This window comes from Herbaspirillum sp. UBA812, from assembly GCF_002296545.1.
GTDB classification, from domain to species: domain Bacteria; phylum Pseudomonadota; class Gammaproteobacteria; order Burkholderiales; family Burkholderiaceae_D; genus Herbaspirillum; species Herbaspirillum huttiense.
Map to the genome: position 1 here is coordinate 1 of NZ_DBIC01000161.1, position 18,767 is coordinate 18,767.

The 18,767-nt window shown below is 59.9% G+C and carries 21 protein-coding genes, 1 tRNA gene and 1 pseudogene; 6 read left to right on the forward strand and 17 right to left on the reverse strand.

What is annotated here, in order from left to right; translation table 11 throughout:
- The 3 genes from B3873_RS10435 to B3873_RS10445 all read left to right on the forward strand — a co-directional run.
- The coding region (locus B3873_RS10435; RefSeq protein ID WP_286865836.1) for a DUF2345 domain-containing protein at positions 1–975 on the forward strand (975 nt) is incomplete at its 5' end.
- A 68-nt stretch (positions 976–1,043) separates the two neighbouring features.
- Positions 1,044–2,012, forward strand: coding sequence for a DUF2515 family protein (locus B3873_RS10440; protein WP_286865838.1), 969 nt, complete (start codon positions 1,044–1,046; stop codon positions 2,010–2,012).
- A gap of 132 nt (positions 2,013–2,144) precedes the next feature.
- Positions 2,145–2,912 carry a hypothetical protein gene (locus tag B3873_RS10445; RefSeq protein ID WP_286865841.1) on the forward strand — a complete coding sequence of 256 codons (768 nt, stop codon included), beginning with the start codon at positions 2,145–2,147 and terminating at the stop codon, positions 2,910–2,912.
- Positions 2,913–3,153: 241 nt separating this feature from the next.
- Here B3873_RS10445 and B3873_RS10450 read toward each other — a convergent pair whose 3' ends face one another.
- The 7 genes from B3873_RS10450 to petA all read right to left on the reverse strand — a co-directional run bounded on the left by B3873_RS10450 (position 3,154) and on the right by petA (position 9,858).
- Positions 3,154–5,370, reverse strand: a complete 2,217-nt coding sequence (locus tag B3873_RS10450) for an OsmC domain/YcaO domain-containing protein (protein WP_286865843.1) — start codon at positions 5,368–5,370, stop codon at positions 3,154–3,156.
- 261 nt (positions 5,371–5,631) lie between these two features.
- Positions 5,632–5,707, reverse strand: a tRNA-Thr gene (locus B3873_RS10455).
- A 25-nt stretch (positions 5,708–5,732) separates the two neighbouring features.
- On the reverse strand, positions 5,733–6,221 hold the full coding sequence (locus tag B3873_RS10460) for a ClpXP protease specificity-enhancing factor (RefSeq protein WP_039783873.1): 489 nt from the start codon (positions 6,219–6,221) through the stop codon (positions 5,733–5,735).
- A gap of 121 nt (positions 6,222–6,342) precedes the next feature.
- On the reverse strand, positions 6,343–6,954 hold the full coding sequence (locus B3873_RS10465; protein ID WP_017453790.1) for a glutathione S-transferase N-terminal domain-containing protein: 612 nt from the start codon (positions 6,952–6,954) through the stop codon (positions 6,343–6,345).
- A gap of 98 nt (positions 6,955–7,052) precedes the next feature.
- The gene (locus tag B3873_RS10470; RefSeq protein ID WP_034330805.1) at positions 7,053–7,817 is read right to left on the reverse strand and encodes a cytochrome c1; all 765 of its coding nucleotides are present in this window, start codon (positions 7,815–7,817) and stop codon (positions 7,053–7,055) included.
- A gap of 23 nt (positions 7,818–7,840) precedes the next feature.
- Positions 7,841–9,247, reverse strand: coding sequence for a cytochrome b (locus B3873_RS10475; RefSeq protein ID WP_034330803.1), 1,407 nt, complete (start codon positions 9,245–9,247; stop codon positions 7,841–7,843).
- Between the two features lie 2 nt (positions 9,248–9,249).
- On the reverse strand, positions 9,250–9,858 hold the full coding sequence (gene petA / locus B3873_RS10480; RefSeq protein WP_034330802.1) for a ubiquinol-cytochrome c reductase iron-sulfur subunit: 609 nt from the start codon (positions 9,856–9,858) through the stop codon (positions 9,250–9,252).
- Positions 9,859–10,150: 292 nt separating this feature from the next.
- Here petA and mscL point away from each other — a divergent pair, with 292 nt between their 5' ends.
- Positions 10,151–10,588, forward strand: coding sequence for a large conductance mechanosensitive channel protein MscL (gene mscL, locus B3873_RS10485; RefSeq protein ID WP_286865851.1), 438 nt, complete (start codon positions 10,151–10,153; stop codon positions 10,586–10,588).
- A 71-nt stretch (positions 10,589–10,659) separates the two neighbouring features.
- Here the strand turns inward: mscL and B3873_RS10490 are convergent, their stop codons facing one another.
- Positions 10,660–11,424, reverse strand: a complete 765-nt coding sequence (locus B3873_RS10490; protein ID WP_286865852.1) for a Nif3-like dinuclear metal center hexameric protein — start codon at positions 11,422–11,424, stop codon at positions 10,660–10,662.
- Between the two features lie 49 nt (positions 11,425–11,473).
- Here B3873_RS10490 and B3873_RS10495 point away from each other — a divergent pair, with 49 nt between their 5' ends.
- A complete protein-coding gene (locus tag B3873_RS10495; protein WP_034330798.1) occupies positions 11,474–12,655 on the forward strand; it encodes a Do family serine endopeptidase in 1,182 nt (393 codons plus the stop codon).
- Between the two features lie 18 nt (positions 12,656–12,673).
- The gene (locus B3873_RS10500; protein WP_121040409.1) at positions 12,674–13,363 is read left to right on the forward strand and encodes a DUF2461 domain-containing protein; all 690 of its coding nucleotides are present in this window, start codon (positions 12,674–12,676) and stop codon (positions 13,361–13,363) included.
- Between the two features lie 88 nt (positions 13,364–13,451).
- On the opposite strand, the gene tatC is transcribed toward B3873_RS10500, so the two are convergent.
- The 9 genes and pseudogenes from tatC to hisH all read right to left on the reverse strand — a co-directional run bounded on the left by tatC (position 13,452) and on the right by hisH (position 18,735).
- The gene (gene tatC, locus B3873_RS10505) at positions 13,452–14,225 is read right to left on the reverse strand and encodes a twin-arginine translocase subunit TatC (protein WP_209532734.1); all 774 of its coding nucleotides are present in this window, start codon (positions 14,223–14,225) and stop codon (positions 13,452–13,454) included.
- 42 nt (positions 14,226–14,267) lie between these two features.
- Complete coding sequence (tatB, locus tag B3873_RS10510) at positions 14,268–14,792, reverse strand: Sec-independent protein translocase protein TatB (protein WP_039783862.1); 525 nt, start codon at positions 14,790–14,792, stop codon at positions 14,268–14,270.
- A 122-nt stretch (positions 14,793–14,914) separates the two neighbouring features.
- Positions 14,915–15,124: a Sec-independent protein translocase subunit TatA gene (gene tatA, locus B3873_RS10515; RefSeq protein ID WP_039783860.1), complete on the reverse strand. Its 210-nt coding sequence runs from the start codon at positions 15,122–15,124 to the stop codon at positions 14,915–14,917.
- 71 nt (positions 15,125–15,195) lie between these two features.
- Positions 15,196–15,576, reverse strand: coding sequence for a histidine triad nucleotide-binding protein (locus tag B3873_RS10520; RefSeq protein WP_039783858.1), 381 nt, complete (start codon positions 15,574–15,576; stop codon positions 15,196–15,198).
- 46 nt (positions 15,577–15,622) lie between these two features.
- On the reverse strand, positions 15,623–15,961 hold the full coding sequence (locus tag B3873_RS10525) for a phosphoribosyl-ATP diphosphatase (protein ID WP_039783857.1): 339 nt from the start codon (positions 15,959–15,961) through the stop codon (positions 15,623–15,625).
- A gap of 113 nt (positions 15,962–16,074) precedes the next feature.
- Positions 16,075–16,458: pseudogene (hisI, locus tag B3873_RS10530) on the reverse strand (phosphoribosyl-AMP cyclohydrolase); the annotation flags it as partial.
- Positions 16,455–17,219 (reverse strand): imidazole glycerol phosphate synthase subunit HisF, encoded by a 765-nt coding sequence (gene hisF / locus B3873_RS10535; protein ID WP_034330780.1) that lies wholly within the window; start codon positions 17,217–17,219, stop codon positions 16,455–16,457. The pseudogene hisI and the gene hisF, both read right to left, overlap by 4 nt.
- 1 nt (position 17,220) lies before the next feature.
- Positions 17,221–18,018 carry a 1-(5-phosphoribosyl)-5-[(5-phosphoribosylamino)methylideneamino]imidazole-4-carboxamide isomerase gene (hisA, locus tag B3873_RS10540; RefSeq protein ID WP_039783854.1) on the reverse strand — a complete coding sequence of 266 codons (798 nt, stop codon included), beginning with the start codon at positions 18,016–18,018 and terminating at the stop codon, positions 17,221–17,223.
- 78 nt (positions 18,019–18,096) lie between these two features.
- A complete protein-coding gene (hisH, locus tag B3873_RS10545) occupies positions 18,097–18,735 on the reverse strand; it encodes an imidazole glycerol phosphate synthase subunit HisH (protein WP_039783852.1) in 639 nt (212 codons plus the stop codon).
- Positions 18,736–18,767 lie beyond the last annotated feature (32 nt).

Sequence of the window (18,767 nt, forward strand, 5' to 3'; positions counted from 1 at the left end):
GGCTTGCTGATCTCCTCGACGGCGCGACCTGTCGCCGGTGCCAGCGTCACCAGCACGCAGATGGATGCCCACGAAGCTGTGGCGCAGTTGAAGGGTGCGCAGCAACTTGCGCAGACCATGGGCGAGGCCGCCACACAGCAGCAGGCGCTGCACAGTGCGGACGCCTTGCAGGCCAAGACTGATTTCATCTCCGTCATCGACCCGCAGGATCAGGGCAAGCATCCGGCCAGCGTCAATGGACAGGACGCATTCAAGAGCCAGGCGGGCTCCCGTGAAAGCGACAGCGCGCAACCGGTCGAAAAGTTCAGCAAGGCCGCTGTACTGATGGAGTCACCAAGCAACGTCAACTGGGCCAGTGCGGCTTCCACCGTGCTCTACGCTGGCGAAAACCTTCACTGGACCACACAGGGGGATACGCACTGGACTGCCGCCGACACCGCCAGCCTCGCGGCGGGCAAGGCAGCCACGCTGTTTGCGCACGACGGCGGCATCCAGGCCTTCGCCGGCAATGGCCCGGTTTCCTTGCAGGCGCATACCGATGCACTGGAGATCCTGGCTGACAAGGATGTGAGTGTCATCTGCGTCAATGAAGGCATCGAGATCAAGGCGCGCCAGAAGATCGTGCTGCAGGCGGGGCAGGCTTCGGTGACGCTGGAGGGTGGGAATATCACGTTTGCCTGTCCGGGGACGTTTTCGGTGAAGGGGGCGACGCATGCGTTTCCGGGTGGGGCGAGCGTCTCGCCGGATTTGATGGCACTGCCAGATACCAAATACAAGCTCTTTGACGAGGCCTTCGTGGTGAAGGATCCCAATGGGACTCCATTGTCCGACATCCCTTATAGGATCAAGAGTTCGGCGGGTGACCAGCTGGCGGCCACGGCCAAAGACGGCATGAGCGAGCGCGTCGGCACAGAGGCCAGCGAGCACGTGGAGTTCGCCATGGAATGGTTCAAGGTCGTGCCCGCCAAAAGCTAAGCAGACAAACCAAGGTAAATAGGGGAAATTGAATGGGAGCCTCGGATAAAGTCCAATCGCAGACCAACATGACTGAGAACTCCAAGAAAGAGCTCAAGTGTGACTGCAATCTGATGTGGTCGATGATCCAGGAGATGAGCACCAAGCGCCTTTGCAAACTACACGGGCGTAATGAAGGTTCCATCATTCCGGTCTACAGTGACCGCGCTCGCAGGATCGCAGCCACCTATGCGCGCTTCTATCTGGAGAAGGAAGATTATGGAGATCCGGCCAAAAAGGGCCGCTTCTACTGGATGGCCCTGGGTGCGTTTGCCAGCAAGACGGTCGCTTGTTCTCTGGACGACATCCGCGTCGTAACGATTGATACCGTCTTCAAAGGGCTGGCAAAAGGAAATCTCTGGCTCTTCTATGACATCAGTGGCTGGCATTGGTATTACACGAGATTCGGCACGAGCTTCGATCTGTGCATTAGCCAACGGGATGCTTCCGCCTATATCACTGCGGTCAAGGAACAGGTCACGAACTATCCATGGAAGGATGAGGCCCTCTCCAAGATCAATAACATGCGGACCTTTGACAAGATTCAGGCGGGTTTTGCCTTGGTCAAGCAGATTGAAGAAGAATCAGATCGCGTCGAGCGCCGCAAGCTGCAGTGGGATCACTTGATCAAGATTGCCGAGCATGAGCAATATGTCATCCTCCAGCCATTGATTTATGCTGACAAGGATTTCTCTGATTGGGTCGCCGTCCAACGCTGGCGCCTTGTCAACCTCGTATCGCCCGAACTGCGCCTGGCTTTCACCAGCGCGTGCGACAGCAAACAGCCATTGAAGAAGTCAGTTGCGCCCAAGGGCACTATCCTGGAAGACTACAAGAGCCGCATGGACTGGATCACGCAAGCAGCCGATCGTTTCCATCAACTGATGGGTCAAGAGCGCGCGTATATGGAACAGGAGCTCAGTACCATGGCGGGATGGGTCCATATGGGCGAGTCGCTGGATCTCGAAAACCGCCCCATGATGCTGCCTCCGATCTGACATCAATTCCACGCCATGTTGAAACATATTCAGCACCCGATCCGGACACGCGTTCGGATCGCACTTTTGCCGCTGCTCCTGCTTGCTGGGCTATGCGCCTGCACCCCCCACGACTCTTCAGAAAAACCCAAGATGAGCCAACTTGTTCATATTACGATCAACGAACCCGTCGATACGCTTAACAAAGCCAACCCCGGGCTTTTCACAGCGAGCGAACACCCGAGCGGCCTGCAATTCGTCACGGCAAAATGGGAAGCTGGCAAGCCAGGTACTGTCACCTTAGCCCATGGTCCGCGATCGTTTTCAATGCAGTCCGTGCTCAGCGTCACGGGAACCGCTTCCGCCAGGTTTGCGGCAGAGCATATTTCGCAGTGGTCCGTGAATGGTGGGGTCAGCGATGCAGAAACGATTTCCCATGACGACGCGCGCAAACAATTTACCGCATTGCTGCACGCACTGAGCGCAGCAGGTTGGTCGAAGGTAATCCCGATCAGCCGCCCGCGACTCAAAGGTGAACAAGCGCTGGCCTACGCGCTGAAGAACCCCGGCTATCCGCTCGACCCTTCTCATGACCTGTCGCTGGCGCAATGGATGAAGCTGCCTGACGGCACTCCCTGGCTCTTTTACGCCGATCACGTGTTCCTCGAAATCAAACTGTACCGGGATCCCAACCGGCTCGATCCGGACAAGAGGGGAGCCTACTTCGTCACCTATTCAATGACGGCGCAGGACGCCTATCTGCGCGGCTATGTCGATGATGAAAAACTCGACAACTGGAAAATGGAATTCAGGAAGGAACTGCCTGCCTTGAAGCAGGCGCGGGAAAAGAAGGAGGCGCAACTGAGGAATGACAACGTCACCATCGATCAGGCTTATCAGGATCCGGCGGTCTTCCAATAACGCCCCGTACGCACCGCTGGCATAGTGATCTTGAACTGGATATATCCCAATTCATCAGGACCCAATAAGTCCGATCACTTTGCTCGACCACACGTACAGCCCACCCTCACCACGAGTTGAGATAAGGCGAAACCTCAGTGACCAGCCTTCGTTTCGACAACAACCAGTTTCGCTGCACAGTAAAAAACGGCCTGATCACCCACGCGACCAAGCCGTCATCATCAGCCCACAGACAACTGCATCAAGCTGCTGAAGCAGAATCCGCCTGCGCAAACAGGGCACGCGCCTTGTGCAGCTTGCGATAGCTATCCAGCAAGCGCTGATGGCGATCCAGCCCTTCGAGCTTCATGCTGGTCGGCGTCAAGCCAAAGAAGCGGACGCTGCCGTTCACCGATCCGATGGCCGCATCCATGCGCGCGTCGCCGAACATGCGGCGGAAGTTGGTCTCATAGTCGGATAGCTCCAGCTCATCATCCAGCTCCACTTCCAGCACGACATTCAACGCCTGGTAGAACAGGCCGCGTTCCACCGAGTTGTCGTTGTATTGCAGGAAGGCACCGACCAGGTCATGTGCTTCTTCAAACTGCTGCAGAGCCAGATTGATCAGCAGCTTCAGTTCAAGGACGGTGAGTTGACCCCATTCGGTGTTCTCATCGAAGTCGATACCGATCAGGGTGGCGATGTCGGAGTAACCATCCAGCTCGTTGTTTTCCAAGCGATCGAGCAAGGCAGCTAGGGCCTTGTCATCCAAACGATGCAGGTTCAGGACATCCTCGCGGAACAGCAGTGCCTTGTTGGTGTTGTCCCAGATCAGGTCCTCGACCGGATAGACCTCGGAATAACCCGGCACCAGGATGCGGCAAGCGGTCGCCCCCAGTTGGTCGTAGACAGCGACATAGGCCTCCTTGCCCATGTCCTCCAGAATGCCGAACAGCGTAGCGGCCTCCTCTGCGTTGGAATCCTCGCCCTGGCTGGAAAAATCCCATTCCACGAATTCGTAATCTGCCTTGGCACTGAAGAAGCGCCACGAGACGATGCCGGACGAATCGATGAAGTGCTCCACGAAGTTGTTGGGTTCCGTGACAGCATTGCTCTCGAAGGTCGGCTGCGGCAGATCGTTGAGTCCTTCAAAGCTGCGTCCCTGCAGCAGTTCCGTCAGGCTGCGCTCCAGCGCCACCTCAAAGCTCGGGTGTGCGCCGAAGGAAGCAAACACGCCGCCGGTGCGCGGGTTCATCAAGGTCACGCACATTACAGGATAGACACCGCCCAGCGAGGCATCCTTGACCAGTACCGGGAAACCCTGTTCTTCCAGTCCCTTGATACCGGCCACGATACCGGGATACTTTGCCAGGACCTCCTGGGGAACATCGGGCAGGCAAATCTCGCCTTCCAGGATTTCACGCTTGACCGCGCGCTCGAAAATCTCCGACAGACACTGCACCTGCGCTTCAGGCAAGGTGTTGCCGGCACTCATGCCATTGCTGACGAAGAGATTCTCGACCAGGTTGGAAGGGAAATACACCACCTCGCCATCCGACTGCCGCACGTAAGGCAGCGAGCAGATGCCGCGCTGTGCGTTGCCGGAATTGGTATCGACCAGATGCGAAGCGCGCAGCTCGCCATCGGGGTTGTAGATCTCCAGGCAATACGTGTCCAGGATCTCCTTGGGCAATTTGTCCCCGCGACCGGGCTTGAACCAGCGCTCGTTGGGGTAATGCACGAACTCGGCATTGGCAATCTCCTCGCCCCAGTAGGAACCCGCATAGAAGTGGTTGTTGCTGATGCGCTCGATGTACTCGCCCAGCGCCGAAGCCAGCGCACTTTCCTTGGTCGCGCCCTTGCCGTTGGTGAAGCACATCGGCGAGTGCGCGTCGCGAATGTGCAGCGACCACACATTGGGAATGATGTTGCGCCACGAAGCGATCTCGATCTTGATGCCCAGGTCAGCCAGCAAGCCGGACATGTTGGCGATGGTCTGCTCCAGCGGCAGGTCCTTGCCCAGGATGTGCGTGCTCGTGCCAGCCTCGGGCTTGAGCGTCAGCAGGGACTGCGCGTCGGCGTCCAGGCTCTCCACTTCTTCGATGATGAATTCCGGTCCCTGCTGCACCACCTTCTTGACGGTACAGCGCTCGATGGAACGCAGGATGCCGCGGCGGTCTGCTTCCTCGATGTCGGGTGGCAGTTCGACCTGGATCTTGAAAGTCTGCTGGTAGCGGTTTTCGGGGTCGACGATGTTGTTCTGCGACAGCCGGATATTCTCGGTGGAGATGTTGCGCGTATTGCAGTACAGCTTCACGAAATACGCTGCGCACAGGGCCGATGACGCCAGGAAGTAATCAAAGGGACCCGGCGCCGAACCGTCTCCCTTGTAGCGGATGGGCTGGTCGGCGATGACGGTAAAGTCGTCGAACTTGGCTTCAAGACGCAGCTTGTCGAGGAAGTTGACTTTGATTTCCATGGCGAGATTCCGAGAATGAACCGAAGAGATGGCGGTAAGGCGGGCGAGCGACAGCGGCCCACAATTTTGTCGCGACGACGGCGACGGCCGTGGAGCGAGTCCGGCAGTCGTCGCGCAAAAGAGCTTCGATGATAGCCTAGTGCGGTTGCACCAGCGTTGCTGGCCCATGTTGAGCACGCAGCGCGCGCTGGATCACGATGGGCCTGCAAGGTTGCGGACCAAAAGAAAACGGCTCACATCGCTGTGAGCCGCTTCGGTATTTGGTGCTGGCTGCAGGACTTGAACCCGCCACCCCCTGATTACAAGTCAGGTGCTCTACCAGATGAGCTAAGCCAGCAAAAACTTCAGCCGGCGATTATAGCCTACTTGATGCGTGTCAGTACAGGACGGCCACCCTTTTTCGGTGGTTCCGGATCATCATCGCCCTTGTCGCTGCTTTCAGCCGGCTTCTTTTCGGGTTCGGAAACAGGTACCGAGGACAGCACAGGCGCACTGCTTTCCTGCTCAGGAGCCGGTTGCACCTCGTCGGCCGTGGCCGGCGCAGGCGCTTCAAACGCCATGCCCTGCCCGTTTTCGCGGGCGTAGATGGCGATCACGTTTTCCACAGGGATCAGGATGTCGCGCGAAACACCACCAAAGCGAGCACTGAAGTGAATGTTGTCGTTCTCCATCTTCAAGCCGCTGGTGGCCTCGAAGCTGATGTTGAGGACGATTTCGCCATTCTTGACGAATTGCATCGGCACGCGGGTGCTGCTGTCGACGACCACGGCAATGTGCGGCGTGTAGCCATTGTCGGTGCACCACTCATAGATGGCGCGCAGCAGATAAGGCTTGGTGGAGACTTCTGGCATGACTGGTGTGGTCTGCGATGCGACGGTAAAAACCGCATCTGCCGGCAAGGCCGGGGTGGAAAGCAATATGAACTTCTGTGAACTGCACCGCCGCCCAGGGCGGCAGTGCAGCCGGAACAGCTTAACGGCGCATGACCTTTTCGGACGGGGTCAGTGCTTCGATGTAGGCAGGACGCGAGAAGATGCGCTCGGCATACTTCATCAGCGGTGCCGCTGTCTTGGAGAGCTCGATGCCATAGTGATCCAGACGCCACAGCAACGGGGCCAGGGCCACGTCCAGCATGGAGAACTCGTCGCCCAGCATGTACTTGTTCTTCAGGAACAGCGGTGCCAGTTGGGTCAGGCGGTCACGGATCTCGTGGCGGGCCTTTTCCTGGTTCTTCTCGGCAGCCTTGGACTTTTCATTTTCCAGGGTGTGCACGTGAACGAACAGTTCCTTCTCGAAGTTGAACAGCATCAGGCGCGCACGCGCACGCATCAGCGGGTCAGCCGGCATCAGCTGCGGATGCGGGAAGCGCTCATCGATGTATTCATTGATGATGTTCGATTCATACAGGACCAGGTCGCGTTCAACCAGAATCGGCACCTGGCCATACGGGTTCATGACCGAAATGTCTTCCGGCTTGTTGAAGAGGTCAACGTCGCGGATCTCGAAATCCATGCCCTTTTCGAACAGGACAAGGCGGCAACGTTGCGAGAATGGGCAGGTCGTGCCCGAGTAGAGAACCATCATTTTTTCAGAGCCCTAAAAACAAAAGGGGGGCGAGACGCATAACGCTCACCCCGATACGCAATTCCGCAAAAACTGCGCGGATACGTGATTGTACGTTTTTACTTGATGTTCTTCCAATAGGACGCGTTCAAACGCCACGCCAATACCGAGAAGATTCCCAGGAACAACAGTACCCAGACACCCAGCCGCTTGCGCGTATTCTGCGCCGGCTCGCCCATCCATTGCAAATAGGCAACGAGATCGGCGACATTGTTGTCATACTCCGCCGCGCTCATCTTGCCCGGCTTGACTTGCTCGAAGCCGGCAAACTTGTGGATGGTCTTGTTCGCGTCGTGAGGATCCTTCTCTTCCACGAACTTGGCCTTGCGGATACCTTGCAATTCCCACAACACGTGCGGCATGCCGACGTTGGGGAAAAGCATGTTGTTCCAGCCGGTGGGGCGGCTGTCGTCCGTATAATAACTGCGCAGGTAGGTATAAATCCAGTCCGGACCGCTGCCAGCCTCCGAGGCCTTGGCCCGGGCGATCACCGACAGGTCCGGCGGCGTTGCGCCAAACCAGGCCTTGGCGTCCTGCGGCGACATCGAGATCTTCATCAGGTCGCCGACCTTTTCCCCACTGAACAAGAGGTTGTTCTTGATCTGGTCTTCGGTCAGGCCGATGTCGCGCAGGCGGTTGTAACGCATGGCCGAGGCCGAGTGGCAGTTCAGGCAATAGTTGACGAACAGCTTGGCCCCGTTTTGCAGCGAGGAAACATCCTTGGTACGGTCCGGGGCATGATCCAGCGGGAAGCCCCCTTCGTTGGCGCAGGCCAGCGCCGGCAGCAAGGCCAGCGCGGCAATCACTTTCTTGAGCAATGTCATGTTCTTGTCCTTTGGCGGCTGGCTTAGTGCGGATGGTAGACGACGCGCTCGGGCACCGGCTTGAAGGTACCGGCAGCACTCCACCACGGCATCAGCAGGAAGAAGCCGAGATAGATGAAGCTGCACACCTGCGAGACGGTGGTGCCGATGGCCGTCGGCGGTTGCACGCCGAGGTAGCCAAGGATGACGAAGGCGATGGCAAAGACCAGGTACACGTACTTGTGCCAGCTGGGACGATAGCGGATGGACTTGACCTGCGAATGATCCAGCCACGGCAGGCCGCCCAGGATCACCACCGACAGGCCCATCAGGACCACGCCCCAGAACTTGGCATCGAACACCAGCATGCCGGCGATGATGGCCAGGCCGATCACGATGGCCACGATCTTCAGCTTGGCCGTCAGGCGCGACTTGAACACCAGCAGCAGCACATAACCTGCCACGCCGGCAATCAACCAGCCCATGAAGTCCGCGGTCGTGGCGCGAAGAATCGAGTAGAACGGCGTGAAGTACCAGACAGGTGCGATGTGCGGCGGCGTCTTGAGCGAATCGGCCGGGATGAAGTTGTTGTACTCCAGGAAGTAGCCGCCCATTTCCGGCGCGAAGAACACCACGGCCGAGAACACCAGCAGGAAGATCGAGACACCGAAGATGTCATGCACCGTGTAATACGGATGGAAAGGAACCCCATCCAGCGGTACGCCGCGTTCGTCGGTCTTTTCCTTGATCTCCACGCCATCCGGGTTGTTGGAACCCACTTCGTGCAGCGCGATGATGTGCGCGGCCACCAGCCCGATGAGCACCAGCGGAATGGCGATCACGTGGAAGGAGAAGAAGCGGTTCAGCGTGGCGTCGGAAACGACGTAGTCGCCGCGAATGAGCAGCGACAGGTCCGGGCCGATGAAGGGAATGGCGCCGAAAAGGTTCACGATCACCTGTGCGCCCCAATAGGACATCTGCCCCCAGGGCAGCAGGTAACCGAAGAAAGCTTCACCCATCAGGCAGAGGAAGATCCCCACCCCGAACAGCCACACCAGTTCGCGCGGCTTGCGGTAGGAGCCGTAGAGCAGGCCCCGCACCATGTGAAGATAAACGACGATGAAGAAGGCCGAAGCGCCGGTGGAGTGCATATAACGCACCAGCCAGCCCCAGGGCACATCACGCATGATGTATTCGACCGAGGCGAAGGCCAGGTTGGCGTCCGGCTTGTAGTGCATCACCAGGAAGATGCCGGTGACGATCTGGATCACCAGCACCAGCAATGCCAGCGAGCCGAAGATGTACCAGAAGTTGAAGTTCTTCGGTGCGTAGTATTCGGAGAGGTGGGCTTTCCAAGTGGCCGTCAGCGGAAAGCGCGAATCGACCCAGTTCAGGGCCTTGGCTGCTACCGGTGCGTCATCCGGCAGCTTCTTTTCGTGAAATGCTCCCATGATCAGGCCTCCCCTTTCTCGTCCTTGCCGATGACGAGCTTGTTGTCGCCTTCAAACATGTAGCGCGGGACTTGCAGGTTGTCCGGCGCCGGCTTGTTCTTGTACACCCGGCCGGCCAGGTCGAAGGTCGAGCCGTGGCAGGGGCACAGGAAGCCGCCATGCCAGTCGTCCGGCAACGAAGGCTGCGGGCCGCTCTGGAAGCGGGAACTCGGGGAGCAGCCGAGGTGCGGGCAGATGCCGACCACGACCAGGATGTCCTTGCGCAGCGAACGCCACTCATTGAGCGCGTAATCGGGCGTTTCGGAGAAATCGGTGCGCTTGGAGTTGGGATCGGCCACCTCGCCATCGGTCTTCTTGAGGGACTCGATCATCTCGGGGGTGCGCTTGAGAATCCAGACCGGCTTGCCGCGCCACTCAACGGTGCGCATTTCACCGGGAGCCAGTGAAGAAATATCCACTTCCACCGGTGCGCCTGCTGCCTTGGCGCGTTCTGAAGGTTGCAGGGTGGAGACGAATGCTCCAGCGGTGGCCAAACCCGCTACACCTCCGGCCGCACAAGTCGCAACAAGCAAACCTCGTCGACTTGCGTCGACCTGATTCTCGTCAGTCATAAAGACCCCAATCTCCAAATGTAAGTTAGCGTGGACCTTCTAAGTGACCCTCATGCAACTTTTCGATTATATATAAGCTGAATAGGGTTTTGTAGCTAACGGCCGGTATGGTACAGGCTTGCGAAAATGAACATTTGACGCAGCGCAACCCCTTGTCAATCTGCTCTCGTTCTCAGTTTTTTTGCAGTGCGGCGTCAGTGCTTGTCCGATTTACTTTTGCTGCCGGGCAGGATATAACCCGTTGTAAGCCCGCCTCATGTTTAAACAGCAACTTTCAAAGGAGAAACCAGGGATGAGCATGCTCAAGGATTTTCGCGCCTTCGCGATCAAGGGAAACGTGGTCGACCTGGCCGTCGGTGTCATCATCGGCGGGGCCTTCGGCAAGATCGTCAGTTCTCTGGTCGAGGATATCATCATGCCGCTCGTCGGCAAGATCTTCGGCGGCCTGGATTTCGCCAACTACTACCTGCCCCTGAACGGCCAAGCCTATGGCCTGCCGCTGGCGGAAGCCAAGAAGGCCGGGGCGGTCTTCGCCTACGGCAACTTCCTCACCATCTTCATCAACTTCCTGATCCTGGCGTTCATCATCTTCCAGATGGTGCGTGCCATCAACAAGGCGCGCGACCTGGCTTCCAAGCATGAAGAAGCCACTCCGGCCGCCCCGGCACCGACGCCGGAAGACGTGCTGTTGCTGCGTGAAATCCGCGATTCCCTCAAGAAGCAGGGCTGAGGCGCATCCTGCCCCAGAGTGCTTCACTTACCTGCCACGGCAAGTGAAGCAACAAGCATCGCGGCCCCGCCTCACACGGGATTGTCGATATCGATGAAGCGATGCTCGATACCGAAGTGGCTGGCCACGTGTTCCCCCAGCGCCTGGATGCCATAGCGCTCGGTGGCGTGATGGCCGGCGGCCAGGTAGACGGTGCCGGTTTCGCGTGCGAGGTGCACGGTCGGTTCTGAAATCTCGCCGCTGATGTAGGCGGTGGCGCCGGCTTCAATGGCGTCGCCCAGCATGCCCTGCGCCGCACCGGTACACCAGGCGACCTGCCCGATGGCCTGCTGCGGATCGCCGATGAGCAAGGGCATGCGTCCCAGGCGTTTTTCGATCAGCATCGCCAGGTCCGCGGCCGTCTTGACGGAGGGCGCATGGCAGCGTCCGATCCAGCCGATGTCGTTCTCACCGAAGCGGCCGGTGGCGTCAAAGTCGAGTCGTTTGGCCAGTTGCGCGTTGTTGCCCAGTTCCGGATGTGAATCCAGCGGCAGGTGATAGCCGAACAGATTGATGTCATGCCCCAGCAGCAGCTTCAGGCGCCGCTGCTTCTGTCCGATCACGCGCATGTCTTCACCGCGCCAGAAGTAACCGTGATGAACCAGAATGGCATCGGCCTGCCATTCCACGGCGGCCTCGATCAGGGCCAGGCTGGCCGTGACGCCGCTGACCACGCGCCCAATGGTGGCGCGCCCTTCCACCTGCAAGCCGTTTGGGCAATAATCGCGATATTGCGCCGCGTTAAGCGTCTGCCCCAGATAGACTGCGAACTCGTTTCTGCTAATGTGGCGGGTCATCTCTTCCTCATCCGATCAGATTTTCAATCCAAATACCAAAAATTCTTTTATGCGACGTTTATGGCTGTTGTTTGCCCAGACCGTGACAGTGGGTCTGGCGGTGTGGTTCATTGTAGCGACCTTGAAGCCGGACTGGCTGTCCGGATCCTTCACTTCGCGTGCACGCCCTGCCCAGTCCACCATCCAGATGCAGGAAGCCACACCAGCCGCGCCCGCCCTGGACTCCTATCGCCATGCCGCGCGCCAGGCCATGCCCTCGGTGGTCAATATCTTCACCACGACCGAAGCGCGGCCACAGAAGAGCCCCTTCCAGAACGATCCGTTCTTCCGCAAGTTCTTCGGCGACCAGTTCGACGAACAGCAGCAGGATGACAAGCAATCCAGCCTGGGTTCGGGCGTGATCGTCAGCCCGCAAGGCTACATCCTCACCAACAACCACGTGGTGGAAGCCGCCGACAAGATCGAAGTGGCCCTGGCCGACGGCCGCAAGGCCAGTGCCAAGGTGGTCGGCATCGACCCCGAGACCGACCTCGCCGTCATCAAGATCGACCTGCCCAACCTGCCCGCCATCACCCTGGGCCATCCGGAAAACAGCTCGGTAGGCGACGTCGTGCTGGCCATCGGCAATCCCTTCGGCGTGGGCCAGACGGTGACCATGGGCATTGTCTCAGCACTGGGCCGCAACCACCTGGGCATCAATACCTTCGAGAACTTCATCCAGACCGATGCCGCCATCAATCCCGGCAACTCGGGCGGTGCGCTGGTCGATACCAACGGCAACCTGCTGGGCATCAACACGGCCATCTATTCGCGCACCGGCGGCAACCTGGGGATCGGCTTTGCGATCCCGATGTCCACCGCCAAGACCGTGATGGAAGCCATCATCAGCCATGGCCAGGTGGTGCGCGGCTGGATCGGGGTGGAACCGCAGGACATCACGCCGGAACTGGCCGAAAGCTTCGGCCTGGGCAAGAAGACCGGCGCCATCATCGCCGGCGTGCTCAAGGGCGGTCCGGCTGACCGCGCGGGCATGCGTCCGGGCGACATCCTGGTGAGCATCGACGACAAGCCGGTGGCCGATACCACCGAGATGCTCAACGTCATCGCGCAATTGACGCCGGGCCAGCAGATCGCCATGACGGTGCTGCGCAAAGCGCAGGAAACCAAGCTGAACATCACCGTGGGCAAGCGTCCGCCGCCGCCCAAGAACGATGATGCCGACGAAGAATGAGCCAGGAGAATCTGATCCATGCACGTGCGTGACCTGATCCAGTTCCTCGGGGAACTGTCCGAAAACAACAACCGCGCCTGGTTCGTCATGAACAAGCCGCGCTATGACATCCTGCGCGAGGAATTCCTGGCGCTGACCATCAAGCTCATCGCCGAGATCAGCAAGTTCGATCCGGCCATTGCTGGCTGCAATCCGAAGAAGGCGCTGTTCCGCATCAACCGTGACATGCGCTTCTCCCATGACAAGCGCCCGTACAAGACGCACTTCTCGGCCGCCATCACGGCCAGCGGGCTCAAGAAGCCCAGCCAGGGCGGCGGTCCGGCCTACTACTTCCACATCAATGAAGCGGGACAACTGCTCATTGCCGGTGGTGAATACCTGCCACCGACGCCGCGCCTGCGCGCCATCCGCAATCGCGTGGTGGAAGATGCGGCGGGCTTCACCAAGATGCGCAAGAACAAGAAGCTTGTTGCGACATATGGCGACCTGCAGGAAGAAGGAAAACTGCAGCGCCCGCCCAAGGGCTTCGATCCGGACACCCCAAACATCGAATACGTGAAGCTCAAGAGTTTCATCGTCTGGACCGAAGAGGACATCCGCAAGAAGATTCCGGCCGACCTCGGGAAGCAGGTGCTGGAAGGCTTCAAGGATGCTTATCCGCTGGTGCAATGGCTGCGCGAGATTCCGCTGGTGACTATCGAAGAGTAAACGGTTTATCAGGTGCATTCTCCTGAAGCCAGAAACGACAAAGCCCGCTCATCATCGAGCGGGCTTTGTTTTTGAGGGATCGCCAGGCTTATTCGGTGGGCACGGAACTGCCGGGTTCCGCATCCGGCGAACGCGTGGCACGCTCGAAGATCGGTGCCACCAGCAGGCCCACTTCGTAGAGCAGCACCAGCGGCACGGCCAGCATCAGCTGGCTCATCACGTCCGGCGGCGTAACGACGGCGGCAACGATGAAGGCACCGACGATCACGTAGGGACGGATCTGCTTCAACTTGGCCAGCGGCACCAGGCCCATGCGCACCAGCACGATCACGATCACCGGCACCTCGAAAGTCACGCCGAAGGCCACGAACATGGTCAGCACGAAGTCAACGTAGCTGTCGATGTCCGGTGCCACCGAGACTGACTTGGGCGCGAAATTGTTGATGAACGGGAAGACCACGCCAAAGACGAAGAAGTAGCAGAACGCGACACCCGCCACGAACAGCAGCGAGGACGAGATCACCAGCGGCGCGATCAGGCGCTTCTCGTGCGCATACAGGCCGGGCGCGACGAAGGCCCACAGCTGGTAAAGCACCCAGGGCAGCGCGATCAGCACGGCCACCAGCATGGTGACCTTGATGGGGATCAGGAAGGGAGTGATCACGCCGGTGGCGATCATCTTGCTGCCGGCGGGCAGCGCATGGATCATCGGCGCGGCCAGCACGTCGAAGATGTGGGCCGCGAACGGCATCAGGCAGAGGAACACCACCAGCACCACCGCAGCCGCCTTGACGATACGGCTGCGCAATTCGATCAGGTGCGAGATGAAGGTGTCTTCGGCTTGGGTGTTTTCTTCAGCCATGGATTCGGAGCATTCTGATGAAGTGAGACGCGCTGCGCCAAATTAGAAGAAACCTGCCGACTTGCCCACCCCGACCGGACGGCGATACTTGGCCACGCGGGCCGAGGCCGAGATCACGCGGGTCTTGTGGCCGCTCTGGTGCTTGTACCAGGACGGCACGCCGGTGGTACGCGAGAGCTTCTTGCGGCGGAAAGCCTTGGCCTTGATCGCATGCAGGGAGGGGTCGGGCGTGCGGGTCCAGCTGTTGCCGGCACTGCTGCTGTCGGACACCGAGGAATCGTCGCTGCCGTTCCAGGCGTCATTGATCGACGCTTCCGTATCGGACATGCTTTTATGAATGCTGTTGCTGACGTCGCTGGCGGCGTCCTGCACATCCTTGTGCATCTTGCGCAGCTCGTCGAGTTCCATCTCGCGGCTGACTTCGGACTTGACGTCGTTGATGTAGCGCTGGGCGCGGCCGAACAGGGTGCCGGCCATGCGCGCCACCTTGGGCAGGCGCTCGGGGCCGATCACGACCAGCGCGACCACGCCGATCAAGGCCAGCTTGGTAAGGCCGATATCAATCATGAGTCTGTGTGGACATTAAGAGGACAACGCGGGCGCGCCATGCGCTTGAAGACGGGAGTGCCCGCTGCAAATCACGATGCGGGCCCATGCATGCCCGCCAGGAGGGCTGGCGGGCGGCCTGATCAGCTGCCGGACTTGTCCTTTTCCTTGGCCTGCACGTCGATGGCCGGGTCCTTCTTGGCCGGATCTTCCTCGCCGCCCTTGACGCCATCCTTGAAGCCCTTGACTGCCTTGCCCAGGTCGGAACCCATGTTGCCGAGCTTCTTGGTGCCGAAGACCAGCATCACGATCACCAGAACAATCAGCCAATGCCAAATACTGAACGAACCCATTCTCTTCTCCTAAGCGGACATCCCTGCCCTGTGTACAAGTGAAACCTGCCAGCCCCCGGGCCGGCGAATCCTTATTGTTGCACGAACTGTACCCGCCAGGGATGCGGGCCGCCCATCACGTGCATGTGCAGATGGTACACCTCCTGGCGACCGTCCGGTCCGGTGTTGATGAGGGTCTTGAACCCGCCGGTGGGCTTGCCTTCCGTGTCCAGTGCGTAGCCGCAGCCCTGCTCGGCCGCCAGGCGCGGTGCCAGGGCCAGCATCTTGCCCAACAAGGCAGCATGCTGCTCACCGCAATCGGCCAGCGTTGCCACATGCTGGCGCGGCACGATCAGGAAATGCACTGGCGCGGCCGGGTTGATGTCGTGGAAGGCGATCAGGTCCTCGTCCTCGTAGATCTTCTTCGAGGGAATCTGGCCTGCTGCGATCTTGCAGAAAATACAATTATCCAACGCCGTACTCCTGGGAAACAAGGGAATGGGAAAGTGCGCAGGACGCTCAGTCCTTGCGGGCAGCCTTTTCTTCCAGGCCAGAGAGGCCTTCGCGGCGCGCCAGTTCGTTGAGCACATCCTGTGGGCTCAGCTCGAACTGCGCCAGCAGGACCATGGAATGGAACCACAGGTCGGCGCATTCGTAGAGCACCTTGGACTTGTCGCCCGAAACGCGGGCATCCTTGGCGGCCATCACGGTTTCGGTGGCCTCCTCGCCGATCTTCTTGAGGATGGCGTCATCGCCCTTGGAGAACAGCTTGGCGACGTAGGATTTCTCCGGATTGCCGCCGTTGGCCAGCTTGCGCGACTCGATGACTTCGGCCAGTCGCTTCAGGGTTTCACTCATGATGGGGTCTTGTCGCTGTCCACGGGCTTGGGGATGGTCTTGCGCACGCGCTTGGGCTTGGCAGCCGGCTCGGCTGCGGCGGCCACCGGACCACCGCCGGCCCCCGGCTGCAGATCCTTCAGCACCGGCTCCACCGTGACCCATTCGCCGCTGTCGGCGCTGCCTTCGAATTTCTGGAAGAAGCAGGAATGACGGCCGGTATGGCAGGCAATGCCGGCCACCTGCTCGACCTTGAGCAGCACCACGTCTTCGTCGCAGTCCAGGCGGATTTCGTGCACTTTCTGGAAATGACCTGATTCTTCACCTTTGTGCCAGAGCTTCTTGCGCGAGCGGCTCCAGTAGACCGCCTGGCCGATCTCCACGGTGCGCGCCAGCGCCTCGCGGTTCATCCAGGCGAACATCAGCACATCATTGGATCCGACTTCCTGGGCGATCACCGGCACCAGGCCGACTTCGTCCCATTTGACCTTGTTGAGCCATTTGGCGCTGATGCTCATGCCAGCCTCATGGAAATGTTCTGGTCGGCCATGAAGCGCTTGGCTTCCTGCACGGTGTGCTGGCCATAGTGGAAGATGCTGGCGGCCAGCACCGCATCGGCCTTGCCCTTGGTGATGCCGTCGGCCAGGTCCTGCAGGCCGCCCACGCCACCCGAAGCAATCACGGGGATGCTGACGGCTTCCGAGACCGAACGCGTCAGGTCGAGGTCGAAACCGCTCTTGGTGCCGTCACGGTCCATGCTGGTCAGCAGGATCTCGCCCGCGCCCAGCTGCGCCATCTTGCGTGCCCATTCGACCGCGTCCAGGCCGGTGGCCTTGCGTCCGCCGTGGGTATAGACCTCCCACTTGCCGTCGCCGGCGCGCTTGGCGTCGATGGCCACCACGATACATTGGGAGCCGTATTTGTTGGCGGCATCGGCCACCAGCTGCGGATTGGTCACCGCCGAGGTGTTGATGCCGACCTTGTCGGCCCCGGCGTTGAGCAGGCGGCGCACATCTTCCACCGCGCGCACGCCGCCACCCACCGTCAGGGGGATGAAGACCTGCGAGGCCACGGCTTCGATGATGTCCAGGATCAGGTCGCGGCCATCGGAGGACGCGGTGATGTCGAGGAAGGTCAGCTCATCGGCGCCCTGCTCGTCGTAACGGCGCGCGATCTCGACCGGATCGCCGGCATCGCGCAGCTCCAGGAAATTGACGCCCTTGACCACGCGACCAGCGGTCACGTCCAGGCAAGGGATGATGCGTTTTGCAAGGGCCATGTTATTTGCTGCCGGAGAGGCGGTTGGCTTCCAGTTCGCGCGTCAGTTCATCCGCACGATCCTGGCCGCTGCGCAGGTCCAGCGTCCCTTCGTAGATGGAACGGCCGCAGATGACGGCTTCGATGCCTTCATCCTCGACCCGGCACAGCGCCTCGACGTCGCCCACGTGGTGCACGCCGCCCGAGGCGATGATGGGAATGGTCACGGCCTGCGCCAGGCGCACCGTGGCCTCGATATTGACGCCGCCCATCATGCCGTCGCGGCCGATGTCGGTGTAGACGATGGCTTCGCAGCCATAGCCTTCGAACTTCTGCGCCAGGTCCACCACTTCGTGGCCGGACAGCTTGCTCCAGCCATCGGTGGCGACCTTGCCGTCCTTGGCATCCAGGCCCACGATGATCTGGCCGGGGAAGGCGCTGCAGGCGTCATGCAGGAAGCCGGGATTCTTCACCGCGGCGGTGCCGATGATGATGTAGGAGAGACCATCGTCCAGGTAGCGTTCGATGGTGTCCAGGTCGCGGATGCCGCCACCGAGTTGCACCGGGATTTCCTCGACGTCGTTCTCTTCGGCGAAGCTGGCGACCGCCTTCAGGATGGCCTTGACCGCCGCCTCGTTCTTGGGCTTGCCGGCGAAGGCACCGTTGAGGTCCACCAGGTGCAGGCGGCGCGCGCCCTGCTTGAGCCAGTGCAGGGCCATTTCCGCCGGATCTTCGGAGAAAACGGTGGCTTGTTCCATATCACCTTGTTTGAGGCGTACGCAATGACCGTCTTTCAGGTCGATGGCGGGTATGAGCAGCATGGCTAGGGGATGACTAGTCAGTAAAAAAGAAGGGTTGGCGACGGTCTGCGGCGAGGTTCTTGCCGGAAAGGCAAAAAATCAAGGTTTCCAGTGTACGAAATTCCGATACAGCTGCAAACCCGCCGAGGCACTTTTTTCCGGGTGGAACTGGGTTGCAAAAATATTATCGCGGGCCACGGCACAAGCGAAGTCACGGCCATACGGCGTTTGGCCAACGATCTGCGACGATTCGGCCGGGACGGCGTAATAGCTGTGGACAAAATAGAAGAAGGCGTTATCGGCAATTCCTTCCCACAGCGGATGGGCGCTGGTCTGGTGCACATGGTTCCAGCCCATCTGCGGCACCTTGAACAGCGATCCATCATCCTGGCGCACGCCTTCGAGCTCGAAGCGCACCACCTTGCCGGGCAGCAGGCCCAGGCCGGGCGTGTCGCCTTCTTCACTCCAGTCGAACAGCATCTGCTCGCCCACGCACACGCCGAACAGCGGCTTGGTGCGGGATGCTTCGAGGACCGCATCCTGCACGCCCGATTCGCGCAGGCTGCGCATGCAATCGGGCATGGCACCCTGGCCGGGCAGGACCACGCGGTCGGCGGCGCGGATATCGGCGACTTCGCCGGAGATGCGCACGTCGGCTTCAGGCGCGACATGGCGCAGCGCCTGCGCCACCGAGCGCAGGTTGCCCATGCCGTAATCGACTACAACAATTTTATTCATGGCGACATTGAACGGCGCTCGCGCGCCGGGAA